Origin of the sequence: Janthinobacterium sp. BJB401 (genome assembly GCF_013372745.1) — a bacterium.
Lineage (GTDB): Bacteria > Pseudomonadota > Gammaproteobacteria > Burkholderiales > Burkholderiaceae_D > Janthinobacterium > Janthinobacterium rivuli.
This window is the reverse complement of record NZ_JABXFH010000011.1, coordinates 61,079-77,025: the sequence shown is the minus strand read 5'-3', so window position 1 is coordinate 77,025 and position 15,947 is coordinate 61,079. Positions and strand designations below refer to the sequence as shown.

At 63.4% G+C, this 15,947-nt stretch carries 14 protein-coding genes; 12 read left to right on the top strand and 2 right to left on the bottom strand.

Translation table 11 applies throughout. The features are described 5' to 3' along the window. Positions 1-43 precede the first annotated feature (43 nt). Complete coding sequence (gene xseA / locus HWE17_RS10020) at positions 44-1,405, bottom strand: exodeoxyribonuclease VII large subunit (protein WP_176388670.1); 1,362 nt, start codon at positions 1,403-1,405, stop codon at positions 44-46. A 333-nt stretch (positions 1,406-1,738) separates the two neighbouring features. On the opposite strand from xseA, the gene HWE17_RS10015 reads away from it, so the two are divergent. The 8 genes from HWE17_RS10015 to HWE17_RS09980 all read left to right on the top strand — a co-directional run bounded on the left by HWE17_RS10015 (position 1,739) and on the right by HWE17_RS09980 (position 9,060). Next, positions 1,739-2,413 carry a hypothetical protein gene (locus HWE17_RS10015; protein ID WP_176388669.1) on the top strand — a complete coding sequence of 225 codons (675 nt, stop codon included), beginning with the start codon at positions 1,739-1,741 and terminating at the stop codon, positions 2,411-2,413. A 320-nt stretch (positions 2,414-2,733) separates the two neighbouring features. Then, complete coding sequence (locus tag HWE17_RS10010; protein ID WP_035825764.1) at positions 2,734-3,336, top strand: MotA/TolQ/ExbB proton channel family protein; 603 nt, start codon at positions 2,734-2,736, stop codon at positions 3,334-3,336. Continuing rightward, on the top strand, positions 3,333-3,773 hold the full coding sequence (locus HWE17_RS10005; protein WP_099400996.1) for a biopolymer transporter ExbD: 441 nt from the start codon (positions 3,333-3,335) through the stop codon (positions 3,771-3,773). Before HWE17_RS10010 ends, HWE17_RS10005 begins: the two co-directional genes overlap by 4 nt. Before the next feature lie 113 nt (positions 3,774-3,886). Beyond that, positions 3,887-4,942 (top strand): tetraacyldisaccharide 4'-kinase, encoded by a 1,056-nt coding sequence (gene lpxK / locus HWE17_RS10000; protein ID WP_176388668.1) that lies wholly within the window; start codon positions 3,887-3,889, stop codon positions 4,940-4,942. Then, positions 4,923-5,099, top strand: a complete 177-nt coding sequence (locus HWE17_RS09995; protein WP_010395789.1) for a Trm112 family protein — start codon at positions 4,923-4,925, stop codon at positions 5,097-5,099. Before lpxK ends, HWE17_RS09995 begins: the two co-directional genes overlap by 20 nt. Before the next feature lie 2 nt (positions 5,100-5,101). Continuing rightward, positions 5,102-5,857, top strand: coding sequence for a 3-deoxy-manno-octulosonate cytidylyltransferase (gene kdsB / locus HWE17_RS09990; protein WP_176388667.1), 756 nt, complete (start codon positions 5,102-5,104; stop codon positions 5,855-5,857). Between the two features lie 244 nt (positions 5,858-6,101). Continuing rightward, positions 6,102-6,758 (top strand): adenylate kinase, encoded by a 657-nt coding sequence (gene adk / locus HWE17_RS09985; protein WP_035825772.1) that lies wholly within the window; start codon positions 6,102-6,104, stop codon positions 6,756-6,758. Positions 6,759-6,936: 178 nt separating this feature from the next. Then, on the top strand, positions 6,937-9,060 hold the full coding sequence (locus HWE17_RS09980) for a sodium-translocating pyrophosphatase (RefSeq protein WP_035825774.1): 2,124 nt from the start codon (positions 6,937-6,939) through the stop codon (positions 9,058-9,060). A 102-nt stretch (positions 9,061-9,162) separates the two neighbouring features. Here HWE17_RS09980 and HWE17_RS09975 read toward each other — a convergent pair whose 3' ends face one another. Beyond that, complete coding sequence (locus HWE17_RS09975; protein WP_099401000.1) at positions 9,163-11,232, bottom strand: TonB-dependent receptor; 2,070 nt, start codon at positions 11,230-11,232, stop codon at positions 9,163-9,165. A 241-nt stretch (positions 11,233-11,473) separates the two neighbouring features. On the opposite strand from HWE17_RS09975, the gene HWE17_RS09970 reads away from it, so the two are divergent. The 4 genes from HWE17_RS09970 to HWE17_RS09955 all read left to right on the top strand — a co-directional run bounded on the left by HWE17_RS09970 (position 11,474) and on the right by HWE17_RS09955 (position 15,907). Further along, on the top strand, positions 11,474-11,911 hold the full coding sequence (locus tag HWE17_RS09970; RefSeq protein ID WP_176388666.1) for a hypothetical protein: 438 nt from the start codon (positions 11,474-11,476) through the stop codon (positions 11,909-11,911). A 156-nt stretch (positions 11,912-12,067) separates the two neighbouring features. Next, entirely contained in the window at positions 12,068-12,826 is a 759-nt protein-coding gene (locus tag HWE17_RS09965) for a 3-hydroxyacyl-CoA dehydrogenase (protein ID WP_176388665.1), read from the top strand. Positions 12,827-12,910: 84 nt separating this feature from the next. After that, the gene (gene ggt / locus HWE17_RS09960; protein ID WP_176388664.1) at positions 12,911-14,686 is read left to right on the top strand and encodes a gamma-glutamyltransferase; all 1,776 of its coding nucleotides are present in this window, start codon (positions 12,911-12,913) and stop codon (positions 14,684-14,686) included. 51 nt (positions 14,687-14,737) lie between these two features. After that, positions 14,738-15,907, top strand: coding sequence for a patatin-like phospholipase family protein (locus HWE17_RS09955; protein ID WP_034751717.1), 1,170 nt, complete (start codon positions 14,738-14,740; stop codon positions 15,905-15,907). Positions 15,908-15,947 lie beyond the last annotated feature (40 nt).

The window sequence follows — 15,947 nt, the reverse complement described above, 5'->3', positions numbered from 1 at the left end:
GTGTTGGGCCGGGGTTCTTCCCCGGCCTTTTTTATTCCAGCGCTTATTCCAGACTCGCCTGCACGCTGGCGATGCCGATCTGCGCGCTGCCTTCGGCCAGGCGCACATTGACGTTCTGGCGCGCCTGCAGCTGCGCCGGCGAGCGCACGATATTCCCCTTTTCATCACGCAGGATGGCATAGCCGCGTTCCAGCGTGCGCTGCGGATTCAATAGCTCCAGCTGCGCCGCCAGGCCGTCGAGGCGGTGGCGCCGCTGGCCCAGCTGCTGCGCCATGGCCGCGCCGCTGCGCCGCTGCATGTCCGCCAGGCGCGCGCGCGGCGCCGTGACGTCGGGCCGCAGGTTGGCCCAGCGCGAGCGCAGGCGCTCTAGCGCGTACTGCGACTGGTTGATGGGCGCGCGCGCCGCATGCGTCATGGCCGTGGACAGGGCCAGCAGCTGCAAGCGCTGTTGCTGCAGCTGCGCCTTCGGGTTGAGCAGGCGGCGGCTGTGGCGGTCCAGCGTCTGCGCCGCATCGTCGAGGCTGCGGCGCATGGCGCGGCGCAGGTCGGCCGCATCGGCGCGCAGGGAAGCCATCCAGTCGGCGCGCGGCGTGGCCGCCAGTTCGGCCGCCGCCGTCGGCGTGGCCGCGCGCAGGTCGGCCGCGAAGTCGGCGATGGTGAAATCCGTCTCGTGGCCCACGCCGCTGATCACGGGCATGGAGCAATCGGCGATCGCATGGGCCACGGCTTCATCGTTGAACGACCATAAGTCTTCGATACTGCCGCCGCCACGGCACACGAGCAGCACGTCGCACTCGGCCCTTGTGGATGCCGTGCGGATGGCGTGCGCGATTTTTTCCGGCGCCTGCTGGCCCTGCACGGGCGTGGGGTACAGGATGATGTTGACGTGCGGCGCGCGGCGCTTGAGCGCGATCAACACGTCGCGCAGGGCCGCCGCCTGCGGGCTGGTGACGATGCCGATGCTGCGCGCGAACATGGGGATGGCGCGCTTGCGTTCCTGGTCGAACAGGCCTTGCGCGGCCAGCTTTTCCTTCAGGCGCTGGAACGCTTCATACAGGGCGCCCACGCCGGCGCGGCGGATGGCTTCCACGTTGATCTGGTAATCGCCGCGCGCGCCGTACAGGGTGACGAGGGCGCGCACTTCCACCTTGTCGCCTTCACGCGGCGTGAAGCCGGCAAACTGGGCGCGGCCGCGGAACATCACGGCGCGCACCTGGGCGCCATCGTCCTTCAAGGTGAAATACCAGTGGCCGGAAGCGGCGCGCGTGAAGTTGGAAATCTCGCCGGCGATCCAGGTCAGGGGGAACGAGCGTTCGAGCAGGCGCGCGACGGCCTGGTTCAGGGCGCTGACGGTCAGCACGGGCGGGGCGGCAAAGCCGCTGTCAGTTGGGGTATCGGTCATCATCTGGTGCTATGGGGGAGGGAACTGTCCACATATTATCGGCGAGGTCATGCTTATGTCATATATCGTGCAAAACAACAAGTTCTATTTCTAAGTATTTGATTTCATGATGAATTCCCGGATGCCTGATTTGCGTGCATGGGGAAAAAAACCTTTAATATCAAGCACATCAGTTCAGCCCCTGCCACTTACGCACAAAGTTATCCACAGAAAGTGTGCGGAACTTTTTGCCTTGGACAAACATGGCCCGGCGAGCCCACATCGACCGATAAAAGTGCCTTGCTACATTTTTGCGCACGGAAATAAAGTGTATAGGAATCAAACGCTTAGTATGCCATGCATGGCCTTGCGCACAATCTTATCCACAAAAAATGTGCAGAACTCTGGCGCGGCGCCGGATATATCCACGGGAAGGCCCATGGCATCGCTTGCCTGAATTTTGCGCAGCATAAAAATAGCCATATAAATCAAGGATGTAGCGTAAGGCCGTGCGCCTTGCTCACAATCTTATCCACAGAATGTGTGCAAAACTGCATAAACCGTTTCGTGGCTTGTCCGGGTTTTCCACCGCGTGAACACGCCGAATTGCTGCCTCATTTTTCAGCATGGAAAAAAATCCCTTTAAAATCAAGGCACTTGCATGGAGTCAATCGGCTTGCTCACAATCTTATCCACACTTTATGTGTGGAACTGCGCTGGCGGTGGAAAACTGCCGTTTGGACGTCAAATCGGACGTGGAAAACCCCGCTTTTCGACCTCTGCCACATTTTTATGCATGGCAATAAAAACGATATAAATCAATGTACTTGGCGCGTATCCGTGCGCTTGCGCACAATCTTGTCCACAGATTGTGTGCAGAACTTTGACCGCCTGTTTGCCACCGATTGCGTGCTGGCTGCCACTTTTTTACGCATTGATTTAATTTCCTTTAAAATCAATGACTTGATTGAATTCCTCGGCTTTGCGCACAATCTTGTCCACAGTAAATGTGCAGAACTCTTGAATTCTTGATTTTGTGACATTGACTAATGGCGATGAGCTGCTATGCCTGTATTTTGCGCAGTGCAGTAATTCTCATGTAAATCAATGACTTGCATGCTGGACTTCATGCTTGCTCACAATCTTATCCACACAAAGTGTGCAAAACTGTGCGGCGGCAGCGCGCGCCCGACGTGCCGTGTGGACAAGTGCCATGCGGGCGCCACTTGCCGCCGGCGCGGCAACGCGCTACATTGCGCCATTCCCGCGCGCACGCACCATCGCACTTCGGCGCTCGGTACAATACAGGCTGTTCGGGCGCTTCACCGCCTTCCCTTTACCAGGAGTTCCTTTTGCTCGCTATATTTCAAGCCGCTGGCTGGCCCATCTGGCTGTTGTTGATCGCTTCCATCGTCGCCCTGGCCTTGATCATTGAGCGCCTGCTGTATTTGCGACGCGCCAAGATCCTGCCCCGCAAGCTGTTTGATGAAGTGGTGCAGGTGTATCGCAGCGGCAAGATCACGCCGGACACGGTGGCCAAGCTGGAAGACAATTCGCCGCTGGGCGTGGTGCTGGCCGCCGCCCTGCGCAACGTCGACGCGCCGCGCGAGGTGATGAAGGAATCGATCGAAGAGGCGGGCAGCGGCGTGGCCCACACACTGGAACGTTTCCTGACGACCCTGGGCACGATTGCCACCCTGGCGCCCCTGATGGGCCTGTTTGGCACGGTGATCGGCATGATCGAGATTTTTGCATCGCCCGGCGCCACCGCGTCGAACTCGGCGCTGTCGCACGGTATTTCCGTCGCCTTGTATAACACAGCGTTTGGCCTGGCCATTGCCATGCCGGCCCTGATCTTCTACCGCCACTTCCGCGCCCTCGTCGACAGCTTCGTCATTGACATGGAGCAGCAAGCGGTCAAGTTCGTCGACATCGTCCACAGTGGCCGCAAATGAACTTCCGCAAAGGCAAGGGGCGTGAAGACCCCGAAATCAACCTGATCCCGTTTATCGACGTGCTGCTGGTGATCCTGATCTTCCTCATGGTCAGCACCACCTACAGCAAGTTTACGGAGTTGCAGATCACCTTGCCGACGGCCGACGCCGAGCAGGCGAAGGAAAAGCCGCAGCAGATCGACGTCACCATCGATGCCAAGGGCAACTACACGGTCAACCGTGAGCCCGTCTCGTTCCGCGACGTGGCGGGCCTGGCCGATGCCTTGCAGGACGCGGCGAAAGCGGCCAACGGCGGCAAGGCGCCGGCGCAGACGCCCGTCGTGGTGGTCAACGCCGACCAGTTCGCCATGCACCAGATGGTCATCCACGTGATGGAAGCGGCCCGCCTGGCCGGCTATGAAAAGCTGACCTTTGCGGCGCAAGCGGGTGGCAAGTAGGTCGGCTTAGCCGGCACGGCGTAAGCCGACACAAGCTGCAGCCAAGCATGTCGGATTACGCTGCGCCTGGCGGCGCAGCTAATCCGACCTACACCATTTTTACGTCTTCCTTCATGCCCACATCCTCCCCCGCCAAGCTTGAATCCACATTGACCCGCGCCTGGCTGACGCGCGGCCCGCTGGCGTGCGCGCTGTGGCCCGTGTCGCTGCTGTTCGGCGCCATGAGCGCCGTGCGGCGCGGCCTGTACCGGGCAAACATTATCAAATCCGCGCGCCTGCCCGTGCCCGTCGTCGTCGTCGGCAATATTTTTATTGGCGGCACCGGCAAGACGCCGCTGACGATCTGGCTGGTGCAAGCCTTGCGCGATGCGGGCATGCGCCCGGGCGTCATTTCGCGCGGTCATGGCAGCGCCGACCGTTCGCCGCGCGCCGTCAGCGCCAGTTCCACGCCGCAGCAGGTGGGCGACGAGCCGCTGCTGATCTTCCAGCGCGGCGGCTGTCCCGTGATGGTGGGGCGCGACCGCGCGCAAGCGGGCAGGGCGCTGCTGGCCGCCCATCCCGAGGTCGACGTGCTGGTCACGGACGACGGCTTGCAGCATTACGCCTTGCGGCGCGACGTGGAAATTGTGCTGTTCGACGGCCGCGGCGCCGGCAATGGCTGGCTGCTGCCGGCGGGACCTTTACGCGAATCGCCGCGCCGCCGGCGCGACGTGACGGTGATCAACGCACCCGAGCTGGCGCCGGCACTCGTGGCGCAGGTGGCGCCAGCAGGTTCCCTGGTGGTGCAGATGCGGCTCGATGGCGGCGTGGCCGAACGCCTTGTCAAGCGCGGCGAAAGCGTGGCTTTGGCGACCCTGGCGGCCAGCGGCCAGCGCATCGTGGCGGCGGCCGGCATCGGCAACCCGCAGCGTTTCTTTGCCATGCTGCGCGGGGCCGGACTGGACTTCATGGAACTGCCCCTGCCCGACCATCATGACTTCCTCGACCAGCCATTTGCGGCGCTCGACACGGATGTGATCTTGATCACCGAGAAGGATGCAGTAAAATGTGCGCAAATTGAACATCTCAAAGATGACCCGAGACTGTGGGTCGTCCCCGTCAGTGCGCGCATCGATAGCGCGCTGGCCCAACAAATTGTGGAGAAATGTCGTGGATGCTCGACTGCTTGATATCCTGGTCTGCCCTGTTTGCAAGGGTCCGCTTGAACACGATAAGAAGGCGCAGGAACTGATTTGCCGCGCCGACCGCCTCGCCTATCCTATCCGCGATGGCATCCCCATCATGTGGGCGGACGAAGCGCGCACCCTGCAAGACGCAGTGGAATAACGATGGCGTTCATCGTCATCATCCCGGCTCGCCTGGCCTCGACGCGCCTGCCCGGCAAGCCGCTGGCTGACCTGGGCGGCAAGCCCATGGTGGTGCGCGTGGCCGAGCAGGCAGCCCTGTCGGGCGCCGCGCGCGTCATCGTCGCCACCGACCATGAATCCATTCGCGCCGCCTGCGCCGCGCATGGCGTGGAAGTGTGCATGACGCGCAGCGACCATCCGTCGGGCACGGACCGCATCGCCGAAGTGGCGCGCACGCTCGATTTGCCGCTCGATGCCGTCGTCGTCAACCTGCAGGGCGACGAACCGCTGATCGATCCGTCCCTGCTGGCCGCCTGCGCCGCGCAGATCAGCGCGACCGTCCCCATGGCCACGTGCGCCCATCCGCTGCACGATGTGCTAGACGCATTCAACCCGAACGTGGTGAAGGTCGTGCTGGACAAGAACGGCCGCGCCTTGTATTTTTCGCGCGCCACCATCCCGTGGCACCGCGACGGCTTCGCGCAGTCGAAAGACAGCTTGCCCGCAGGCTATGTGCCGCTGCGCCATATCGGCCTGTATGCGTACAGCAATGCGTTCTTGCAAGAATATCCGCAATTGTCCGCCTCGCCGCTGGAAGCCATCGAGGCGCTGGAGCAGCTGCGCGTGCTGTGGCACGGTGTTGCCATCGCCGTGCATGTCACGGACTCGGCGCCGGCCGCCGGCGTCGACACGCCGGAAGATCTTGCCCGGGTGCAAGCCCACTACGGTGCCCTGTAAGCGCTACCCGTAAAACGGCAGGCGTGCAAATAAAGTTTTGTGCGCCTGCAGTAAAAACCACATTTTGAAACGTCTGCCGCGCGAATTGCTGGCTTTGATCAATCAGGGCATAGCAATTCGATAGCAAACTGGCGTTCCAGGGATTTTTTGTGGTAAGTTTCGTACGGAAAGATAGCCTTGGCAACACCATCTAAAAATAATTACACATACCACCATCCAAAATCTGTTTTTTAGGAACTTTTCAATGCGTCTGATACTTTTAGGAGCACCCGGTGCCGGCAAGGGCACCCAAGCTAATTTCATCAAAGAAAAATACAACATTCCACAAATCTCCACGGGCGACATGCTGCGCGCGGCGATCAAGGAAGGCACGGAACTGGGCCTGGCCGCGAAAAAAGTCATGGATGCGGGCGGCCTCGTGTCGGACGACATCATGATCGGCCTGGTCAAGAATCGCCTGCAGGATGCCGATTGCGCCAATGGCTACCTGTTCGACGGCTTCCCGCGCACGATCGCGCAAGCGGACGCCATGAAAGACGCCGGCATCAATGTCGACTACGTGCTGGAAATCGACGTGCCTGACGCTTCGATCATCGAGCGCATGGACGGCCGCCGCAGCCACCCGGGTTCGGGCCGCGTCTACCACGTCAAATTCAATCCGCCCAAGGTCGACGGCGTCGACGACATCACCGGCGAACCGCTGATCCAGCGCGACGACGACAAGGCGGAAACGGTCAAGAAGCGCCTGGACGTGTACCACAACCAGACCAAGGTCTTGCTCGGCTACTACAATGACTGGGCCAAGTCCGGCCTGCCAGGCGCGCCGAAATACCGCCGCATCGCCGGCGTCGGTCCGGTCGAGCAAATCCGCGACAGCGCATTTGCCGCCCTGGCGGAATAAGCAGTATTGAAAAGCGGACCTGAGTGTCCGCTTTTTTTGTGCCCGCGCTTCAGGCGGGCGCCGTATCGTTTTCGTGGTTCAGGTTTTTTGCAGGTCGTGTTTTCCTGGCTGCGCGTGCCTACCCGGTGCGGTCTGCAGCTGTTGGCAATGACGTCGGATAAAAACAGAAGGGGACGATATGGCAGCCAGTTTGTGGTTTGCGGTAGCCTGCGGCGTGGTCGCAGTCATTTACGGTTTGGTGTCGCGCAGCTGGATCCTGAGGCAGGATCCCGGCAACGCGCGCATGCAGGAAATCGCGCTGGCCATCCAGCAGGGCGCGGCCGCCTACCTGGCGCGCCAGTACCGCACCATCGCCATCGTCGGCGTGGTGCTCCTGATCGCCATCTATGCGCTGCTTGGCCTGCATACGGCGCTGGGCTTTCTGATCGGCGCCGTGCTGTCGGGCGCCTGCGGTTTCATCGGCATGAATGTCTCGGTGCGGGCCAATGTGCGCACGGCGCAGGCGGCCACGCTGGGCATCAACCAGGCCTTGAACGTGGCCTTCAAGGGCGGGGCGATCACCGGCATGCTGGTCGTCGGACTGGGCCTGCTGGGCGTGACCCTGTTCTACTGGCTGCTGGTGACGACGGGCGCGCCCGGCCTCACGCAGCATGACCTGATCAAGCCTTTGATCGGCCTGGCCTTCGGCGCCTCGCTCATTTCCATCTTCGCGCGGCTTGGCGGCGGCATCTTCACCAAGGGCGCCGACGTGGGCGCGGACCTGGTCGGCAAGGTGGAGGCGGGCATTCCCGAGGACGATCCGCGCAACCCGGCCGTCATCGCCGACAACGTGGGCGACAACGTGGGCGACTGCGCCGGCATGGCGGCCGACCTGTTCGAAACCTATGTCGTGACCCTGATCGCCACCATGCTGCTGGGCGCCTTGCTGATGGCCGAGGCCAGCGGCACGGCCATCATCTACCCGCTGCTGCTGGGCGCCGTCTCCATCCTCGCGTCCATCGTCGGCTGCTCGATGGTCAAGACCAAGCCAGGCGCGAAAATCATGTCGGCCCTGTACACGGGCCTGTGGTGGGCGGCCGGCCTGTCCCTGGTCGGCTTCGCGGTGGTGACGTGGCTGCTGTGGCCCGACGACGCCATGCGCTACAAGATGCTGGGCGCCACCGTCGTCGGCATCGTCCTCACGGGGCTGATGGTGTACATCACCGAGTACTACACGGGCACGGACTTCAAGCCCGTGCGCCACATCGCCGAAGCGTCGACGACGGGCCACGGCACCAACATCATCGCCGGCCTGGGCGTGTCGATGAAGTCCACCGCGTATCCGGTGCTGGCCGTCTGCGTCGCCATCCTCGTCTCGTACCAGCTGGCGGGCCTGTACGGCATCGCCATCGCGGCCACGGCCATGCTGTCGATGGCGGGCATCATCGTCGCGCTCGACGCGTATGGCCCCATCACGGATAACGCGGGCGGCATCGCGGAAATGTCGGGCTTGCCCGACTCCGTGCGCGCCATTACCGACCCTCTGGATGCCGTCGGCAATACCACCAAGGCCGTCACCAAGGGCTATGCCATCGGCTCGGCGGGCCTGGCCGCGCTGGTGCTGTTTGCCGACTACACGCATGCGCTCGAATCCGTGGGCCAGCACATCACGTTTGACCTGTCGAACCCCATGGTCATCGTCGGCCTCTTCATCGGCGGGCTGATACCGTATCTGTTCGGCGCCATGGCGATGGAAGCCGTGGGCCGCGCGGCCGGCGCCGTGGTGGTCGAGGTGCGGCGGCAGTTCCGCGACATCAAGGGCATCATGGAAGGCACGGCGCGGCCCGAATACGACAAGGCCGTCGACATGCTGACGGCGTCCGCCATCCGTGAAATGATCGTGCCTTCCCTGCTGCCCGTGGTGGTACCCATCGTCGTCGGCATGCTGCTGGGGCCAGCGGCCCTCGGCGGCTTGCTGATGGGGACCATCGTGACGGGCCTGTTCGTGGCCATCTCCATGACCACGGGCGGCGGCGCCTGGGACAATGCGAAGAAATACATCGAGGATGGCCACTTCGGCGGCAAGGGTTCGGACGCGCACAAGGCGGCCGTCACGGGCGACACGGTGGGCGACCCGTACAAGGACACGGCCGGCCCGGCAGTCAACCCCTTGATCAAGATCATCAATATCGTGGCCCTGCTGCTGGTGCCGCTGCTGCCAGCCACGGGCTGGCTGGCGGTCAAGGCGCCGGCACCGATCCACGCGCCCGTGCCGCCCATCCTGGCGCCGGCCACACCGGTGCAAAGCTTGCCGGCGCAATAATCCGCGCCATTCCCAACAGCCCCGTGGCCCGCGCCGTAGGGCTGTTGGCGTTTGTAGCGCGCAACTCTCGGCCGTGCTTGCTGCTGGCGCCGGGATGGCTGCTTAGAAGCGCGATGTCAGGCCGACGAACATGCGCCGTCCCGGCACATAATAGTCGACCAGTCCATCGGCCATCGGACCCTTCTTGAACAGGTTTTGCACGCCGCCACGCACGGTCCACTGCGGCGTGACCTTGTACGACACGACGGTGTCGACGATGGTGTAGGCCTTGTCGGCCAGCTTGCCCGCATCGAGTTCCTTGCCCGTGTACTGGGCCGACACTTCGCCGAACAGCTGGTCGTTGACTTGCCAGCCCAGCGCCGAGTACCACGACAGTTTTGGCGTGGAGAGCAGGTTGGCGCCCGTCGTCAGGTTTTTCGCTTCCGCCATGTAGGTGACGTTGTTACGCCAGTTCAGGTTTTTCGTCAGCGGGATGGTGGCCGTCGCTTCCAGGCCGCTGGTGCGCGCCTTCTGGATATTCGTCATCTTGGTCCACCAGCGCTGCTGGTAAAAGCCCAGCGGCGCATAGTCGATCTTGTTCTTGAAATCCGTGTGGAAGTAGGTCAGGCCCACGTCCCAGCCATTCTGTTCCCACGCCACGCCGATTTCGCCAGCCGTGCTCGTTTCCGGCTTCAAGTCCGCATTGCCGGCCATGTAGCAGGAACCGGTGACGTAGCCCAGCGGTTTCAGGCTGCCGCAACCGCGTCCGCCCGAATTGGTCGCCGCCGCCGGCGAGTTTTCCTTCAGGCTCGGGGCGCGGAAGCCTTGCGAGACGCCGCCCTTGATGGTCCAGGCGGGGGCAGGGTGGTACACCAGGTACAGGCGCGGGCTGTAGTGGTTGCCGAACTTGCTGTGGTGATCGAGGCGCAGGCCGGCCGTGGCCGTCAGGTTGTCGCGCAGGAACAGCTGATCTTCCGCAAACAGGGCCGACGTGGTGCCGGACAAGGTCGCGCCACTCACGGTGTTGCCCAGGTAATCGGTGGGCACGGTGCCGATGGTATTCGTGTTCGTCAGTTCCTGGTGCTTCCACTGGCCGCCCATCACCAGCATCTGTTCGATGCCGCCCCAGCCGACCCGTTTTTCCAGGCTGGCGTCGAGCGTGCTGTCCTTGGACTTCGCCACCGTGCCGACGTCCTGGTTATCGAAGTCGTTGTGATACAGGTTGACCGTGGTCTTGCCGAAGTCCCAGCGGCCTTCGTAGCCGAGGCTGACGCTCTTGCGTATCAGCTTGTTGGCGCCCCAGCTGTCGACCAGCGGTTCGCCGTCCGCATCACGCGCGCTCGAAGTGCTGGCTTCCTGCCTGCCATAGCTGGCGTCCAGCGACAGGTTCTGTTTCTTGCCCAGCGCCCAGGTCAGCTGGCCCGAGACAGTCTGGTTGCGCTCGCCGCCCATGCTGCCCGCTTTGTCGAAGAATTTTTCATCGGGATTCTGGCGCGTCTGGCTCACGCCCAGGCGCATGCCGACCGTGTCCGACAGGGGACCGGCCAGGTTTACGCCCAGCTGGTGCGCCGTGCCGCGGCCGCTGTCCTGCGGCTGCGTGTAGTTGGCCGTGGCCGAACCGTTCCACTTGCCAGGCACCTTGCGCGTAATGATGTTGATCACGCCGCCCATGGCGTCCGAGCCGTACAGCGAGGACATGGGGCCGCGCACCACTTCGATACGTTCGATCATGTCGGGCGAAATCCAGTTCAAGTCCTGGCGGCCCAGATCCGGACGGTACGCCGTGTCGGCCGAGCTGCCCACGCGCTTGCCATCGACCAGGATCAAGGTGTATTTGTCGGGCAAGCCGCGCAGCTTGATCTTCGACGCTTCGTCTTCGGTGCCGGTGCCGCCCGTCACGCCGGGGATGCGGCGCAGCAGGGTGTTGAGGTCATACACGGGCTGGCGCTCGATTTCCTCGCGCGTGATGACGCTGATGCTGGCCGGCGCATCCTTGATGTCGATGGCCGTGCCGGAGGCGGTGACGACCACCGTGTTCATGGTGGGATCGGCGGCCACATTGCCTTCGGCCCAGGCGCTGCTGACGGCCAGCGACAGCAGGCAGGGCAGGAGCAGGGCGGCGGAATGCATGGAGCGGACGGGAGTGGAAACGGGGGCTGCAAAGGTTGCGAAAGCGGGACTACGCTTGGTCATGGTGAACTTTCCGGATGTTGTTATTTCCTGGCTGCCTTCCGGGTGGCTCGGGTATGAATGAAAAGAGAATAAACTGCGCTCGAATTCTGATAATGAGAATAAGAATCGTTCTTATTGTAATGCCATGCTGGCAAGAAAGAAAGTGATGAGAGGAAATAAAACACCGTTGCAACATGTGCATGGTATCTGGCGCCGTGTGTGCCAATAATGAAAGCGGTAAGATCGATGCTTGGGAGGTGGCATGAAGACGATGATAAAAACCATACCGGCGCTGGCCTGCGCCATCGTGCTCGCTGGCGGCCATGTCTGGGCGCAGGAGCCGGCGGCGCCTGCTGAATCCTTGCCTGAGCCTTTGCCCGTGTGCCAGCTCGACCCGCGCGACAGCGGCAAGCTGGCCGTGGAGCCATGCAGCCCGGCGCCGCCCGTGCAGCCGCGCCGTTCCGTGGCACAGGTGATCGGCCGCATGCCGGCCCAGCCTGCGCCTCCCGTCGTGCCCATGGCGCCTCTGCCGCCCAGCCCGGCCGTGCCGATGCCGCGCGCGCCGCAGCCCATCGGCGCATGCGACACGGGCGGTTGCAGCGATGCGGCCGGCGCGCGCTACAACGGCGCGGGCAACGCCACGCTCGACGCCAACGGGCGCATCTGCCACCGCAATGGCGCATTCATCCAGTGTTTTTAACCCTGCCACTGGCTGGTGTTGCAAGTTTTCGCTCGGTGCGCGTAAAAATGGCTACAATTGTCGCTGACATTACGTTTACGTAAACGTAATGATGGCATCATGTGCCATGCAACCATCAGGCGCCGGGAACACGGCACTTATTACTCAGGAGATTTCATGCAGATTCAGGACAATGTATTCATCATCACGGGCGGCGCATCGGGCCTGGGCGCGGCCACGGCACGCATGCTGACGGCGGCCGGCGGCAAGGTCGTGCTGGCCGACGTGCAGACGCAGGCGGGCCAGGCGCTGGCAGCGGAACTGAACGGCGTGTTCGTGCAGTGCGACGTGACGTCGGAAGAAGACGGCCTGACCGTGGTGGCGGCCGCGACCAAGCTCGGTACCTTGCGCGGCCTGGTCAACTGCGCCGGCGTGGCGCCGGCCGTGAAAACCGTGGGCAAGGATGGCCCGCATCCGCTGGCCCTGTTCCAGAAAGTCGTCAATATCAACCTGGTCGGCACCTTCAATATGTGCCGCCTGGCGGCCGACGCCATGGCCAAGCAGGATGCGACCGCTGAGGGCGAGCGCGGCGTCATCATCAACACGGCGTCCGTGGCGGCCTACGATGGCCAGATCGGCCAGGCCGCGTATGCGTCGTCGAAGGCGGCCGTGGTGGGACTGACCCTGCCGATGGCGCGCGACCTGTCGCGCAACGGCATCCGCGTGATGACGGTGGCGCCCGGCATTTTCGAAACGCCGATGTTGCTGGGCATGCCGGCCGAAGTGCAGGATGCGCTGGGCAAGATGGTGCCGTTCCCATCGCGCCTGGGCAAGCCAGGCGAATACGCGCAACTGGTGAAAGCCATCGTGGAAAACGTCATGCTCAATGGCGAGACTATCCGCCTGGACGGCGCGATCCGCATGCAGCCAAAGTAAGTTGGGCATGATTTGATGTAGGATACCCCCGTATAGGGCGTACAGCCTTGCTCGGCTGTGCGCCCTTTTTTTATCGGAGAATCCATGATCACATTGAAGCCGCTGGCGCTGAGCCTGACCTTGCTGGGAGCCTTGGCTGCCAGTCCCGTATTTGCCGAGGTGCCGCAAAAGGCGCCGGAAATCGCCACCGCGTATGCGGAAAAATCGGGCTGGGCGGCGCAGAAATTCATGGTCGCCGCCGCCAATCCGCTGGCCGCCGATGCCGGTTACCAGATGCTGAAAAAGGGCGGCAGCGCCATCGATGCGGCCATCGCCACGCAACTGGTGCTGACCCTGGTCGAACCGCAATCGTCGGGCATCGGCGGCGGCGCCTTCTTGCTGTACTCGACCGCCAAGGGCGTGCAGGCGTTTGACGGACGCGAAACGGCGCCTGCCGCCGCCGATGAACACCTGTTCCAGAATGCGGACGGCAGTCCCGTCTCGCGCGCCACGGGCGTGGTGGGCGGGCGTTCCGTGGGCGCGCCGGGCGTGCTGCGCATGCTGGAATTGGCGCACAAGGAACACGGCAAGCTGCCGTGGGCCACCCTGTTCGGCCCCGCCATCAAGCTGGCGCACGGCGGCTTTCCCGTCAGTCAGCGCCTCAATGGCTTGCTGAACTGGGACCAGGCCCTGAAGCGCGACCCCGTCGCTGCCGCCTATTTCTATGACAAAGAGGGCAAGGCCTGGCCCGTCGGCCACGTGCTGAAAAACCCGCAGCTGGCGCGCACCTTGCGCGAGATCGCCCGTGGCGGCGCCGACGCTTTTTACAACGGCCGCATCGCGCGCGACATCGCCGCCAAGGTGGCGTCGCATCCGACCAATCCGGGCAAGCTGACGGCGACCGACATCGCCGGCTACAAGGCCAAGGTGCGCGAACCCGTCTGCAGCGATTACAAGGCCTGGACCGTGTGCGGCATGCCGCCGCCATCGTCGGGCGGCATCGCCATCGCGCAGATGCTGGGTATCCTGGAAGTGAAGGATATCCGCCCGTATGCACCCGTCGACGGTGTACTCGATGCGCAAGCGATCCACCTGTTCTCGGAAGCGGGGCGCCTGGCCTACGCGGACCGCAACCGCTATGTGGCCGACACGGACTTCGTGCCGCTGCCGGGCAACGGTATCGCCTCGATGCTCGATAAAACCTATCTGGCGCAGCGCGCCTCGCTGATCGGCGACAAATCCATGGGCAAGGCCAAACCCGGCACGCCGCCCGGCATGCAGGTGGCGTGGGGCATGGACAACGCCTTGCAGCGTCCGTCGACCTCGCACCTGGTGGCCGTCGACGCCTTCGGGGGGGGGCTGTCGATGACCACCAGCGTGGAAGACGCCTTCGGCTCGCGCCAGATGGTCGACGGCTTTTTGCTCAATAACCAGCTGACGGATTTCTCGTTCGATTCGCGCGATGCGGACGGCCCGATCGCCAACCGCGTCGAAGCGGGCAAGCGTCCGCGCAGCGCCATGTCGCCCACCCTCGTGTTCGAGAAGGGCACGCACAAGCTGGTGCTGGCGACGGGTTCGCCCGGCGGCTCGTCCATCATCAATTATGTCGCCAAGGTCCTCGTCGGCACCATGGACTGGGGCTTGAACGTGCAGCAGGCGATCAGCCTGCCGAACTTCGGCAGCCGCAATGGCCCGACGGAACTGGAAAAGGGCCGTGCGCCGGCAGCGCAAGTCGAGGCGCTGCAGGCCATGGGCCACGAGGTGCGCGTGATCGAGCAGAACTCGGGCTTGCAGGGCATCATGCGCCTGAATGCGCATGGCAAGGATTTCTGGTTTGGGGGTGCGGATCCGAGAAGAGAAGGGATGGTACGCGGAGACTAATCACCCCCTAATCTTTTCCACAAAGTATCCAGACCCTGCTAATCTGCCGGCATGGGAATGCAAAATAAAACAGGCTTGATATTGACGGGAGGAGGCGCCCGTGCCGCCTACCAGGTGGGCGTGCTGCAAGCGATTTCGGCGATACTGTGGGAAGCGGGCTGGGCGCCGGCGCGCAACCCGTTCGACATCATCTGCGGCACCTCGGCTGGCGCCATCAACGCCACGGCGCTGGCCTGCCGCGCCGACAATTTCGGCGAAGGCGTGCAAAAGCTGCTCGACGTGTGGCAGCACATCGAAGTCGAGCAAGTGTATCGGGCCGACTCGCTGGGCGTGATCCGCTCGGGCGCGCGCTGGCTGTCGTTGTTGTCGTTTGGCTGGCTGCTGCGCCAGTGGCATGCGTCGCCGCCCAGTTCCCTGCTCGACAATACCCCGCTGGTCAGCCTGCTGCACCGCATGCTCGACCTGCCGCGCCTGGACGCGGCCCTGGCCGATGGCCTGCTGCATGCGCTGGCCGTGACGGCGTCGTCGTACTCGGGCAGCCGCCACATGACGTTTTACCAGACGGCCGAGGATATCGCGCCGTGGGTGCGCACGCAGCGCCTGGCCCTGCCGGACCAGATCGGCGTGGAGCATTTGCTCGCGTCGGCCGCCATCCCCTTCATCTTCCCCGCCGTGCCCCTGTACGTAGGCGGCCAGCGCGAATACTGCGGCGACGGTTCCATGCGCCAGCTGGCGCCGATTTCGCCGGCGATCCACCTGGGCGCGAACAAGGTGCTGGTGGTGGGCGCGGGGCGCATGACGGAACCGGCGCCGGCCGCGTCCGAAGCGGCGCGCTACCCGAGTCTGGCGCAGATCGCCGGCCATGCGCTGTCGTCGATTTTCCTCGATGGCCTGGCCGTCGACATCGAACGCCTGAACCGCATCAACCTGACTCTGTCGATGCTGCCGCCCGAGTTGCTGGGCAAGACGGCCTTGCGTCCCGTGGAGTTGCTCGTCATCGCGCCGTCCGAGCGCCTCGACGCCATCGCCAGCCGGCATATCGGCAGTTTGCCGCGTCCCATCCGCACCATGTTGTCCGGTATCGGCGCGGCCGAAGCGCGCGGCGCGGCGCTGGCATCGTATTTATTGTTCGAATCGACGTATACTAACGAGCTGATCCGTCTTGGACAGCGCGATACGCAAGCCCGCAAGGATGATGTCCTGGCGTTCTTTGGTTCCTGAGACGGCCCTTGGAGCGGCGTGCGGGTTTTTCGCGTTTTTT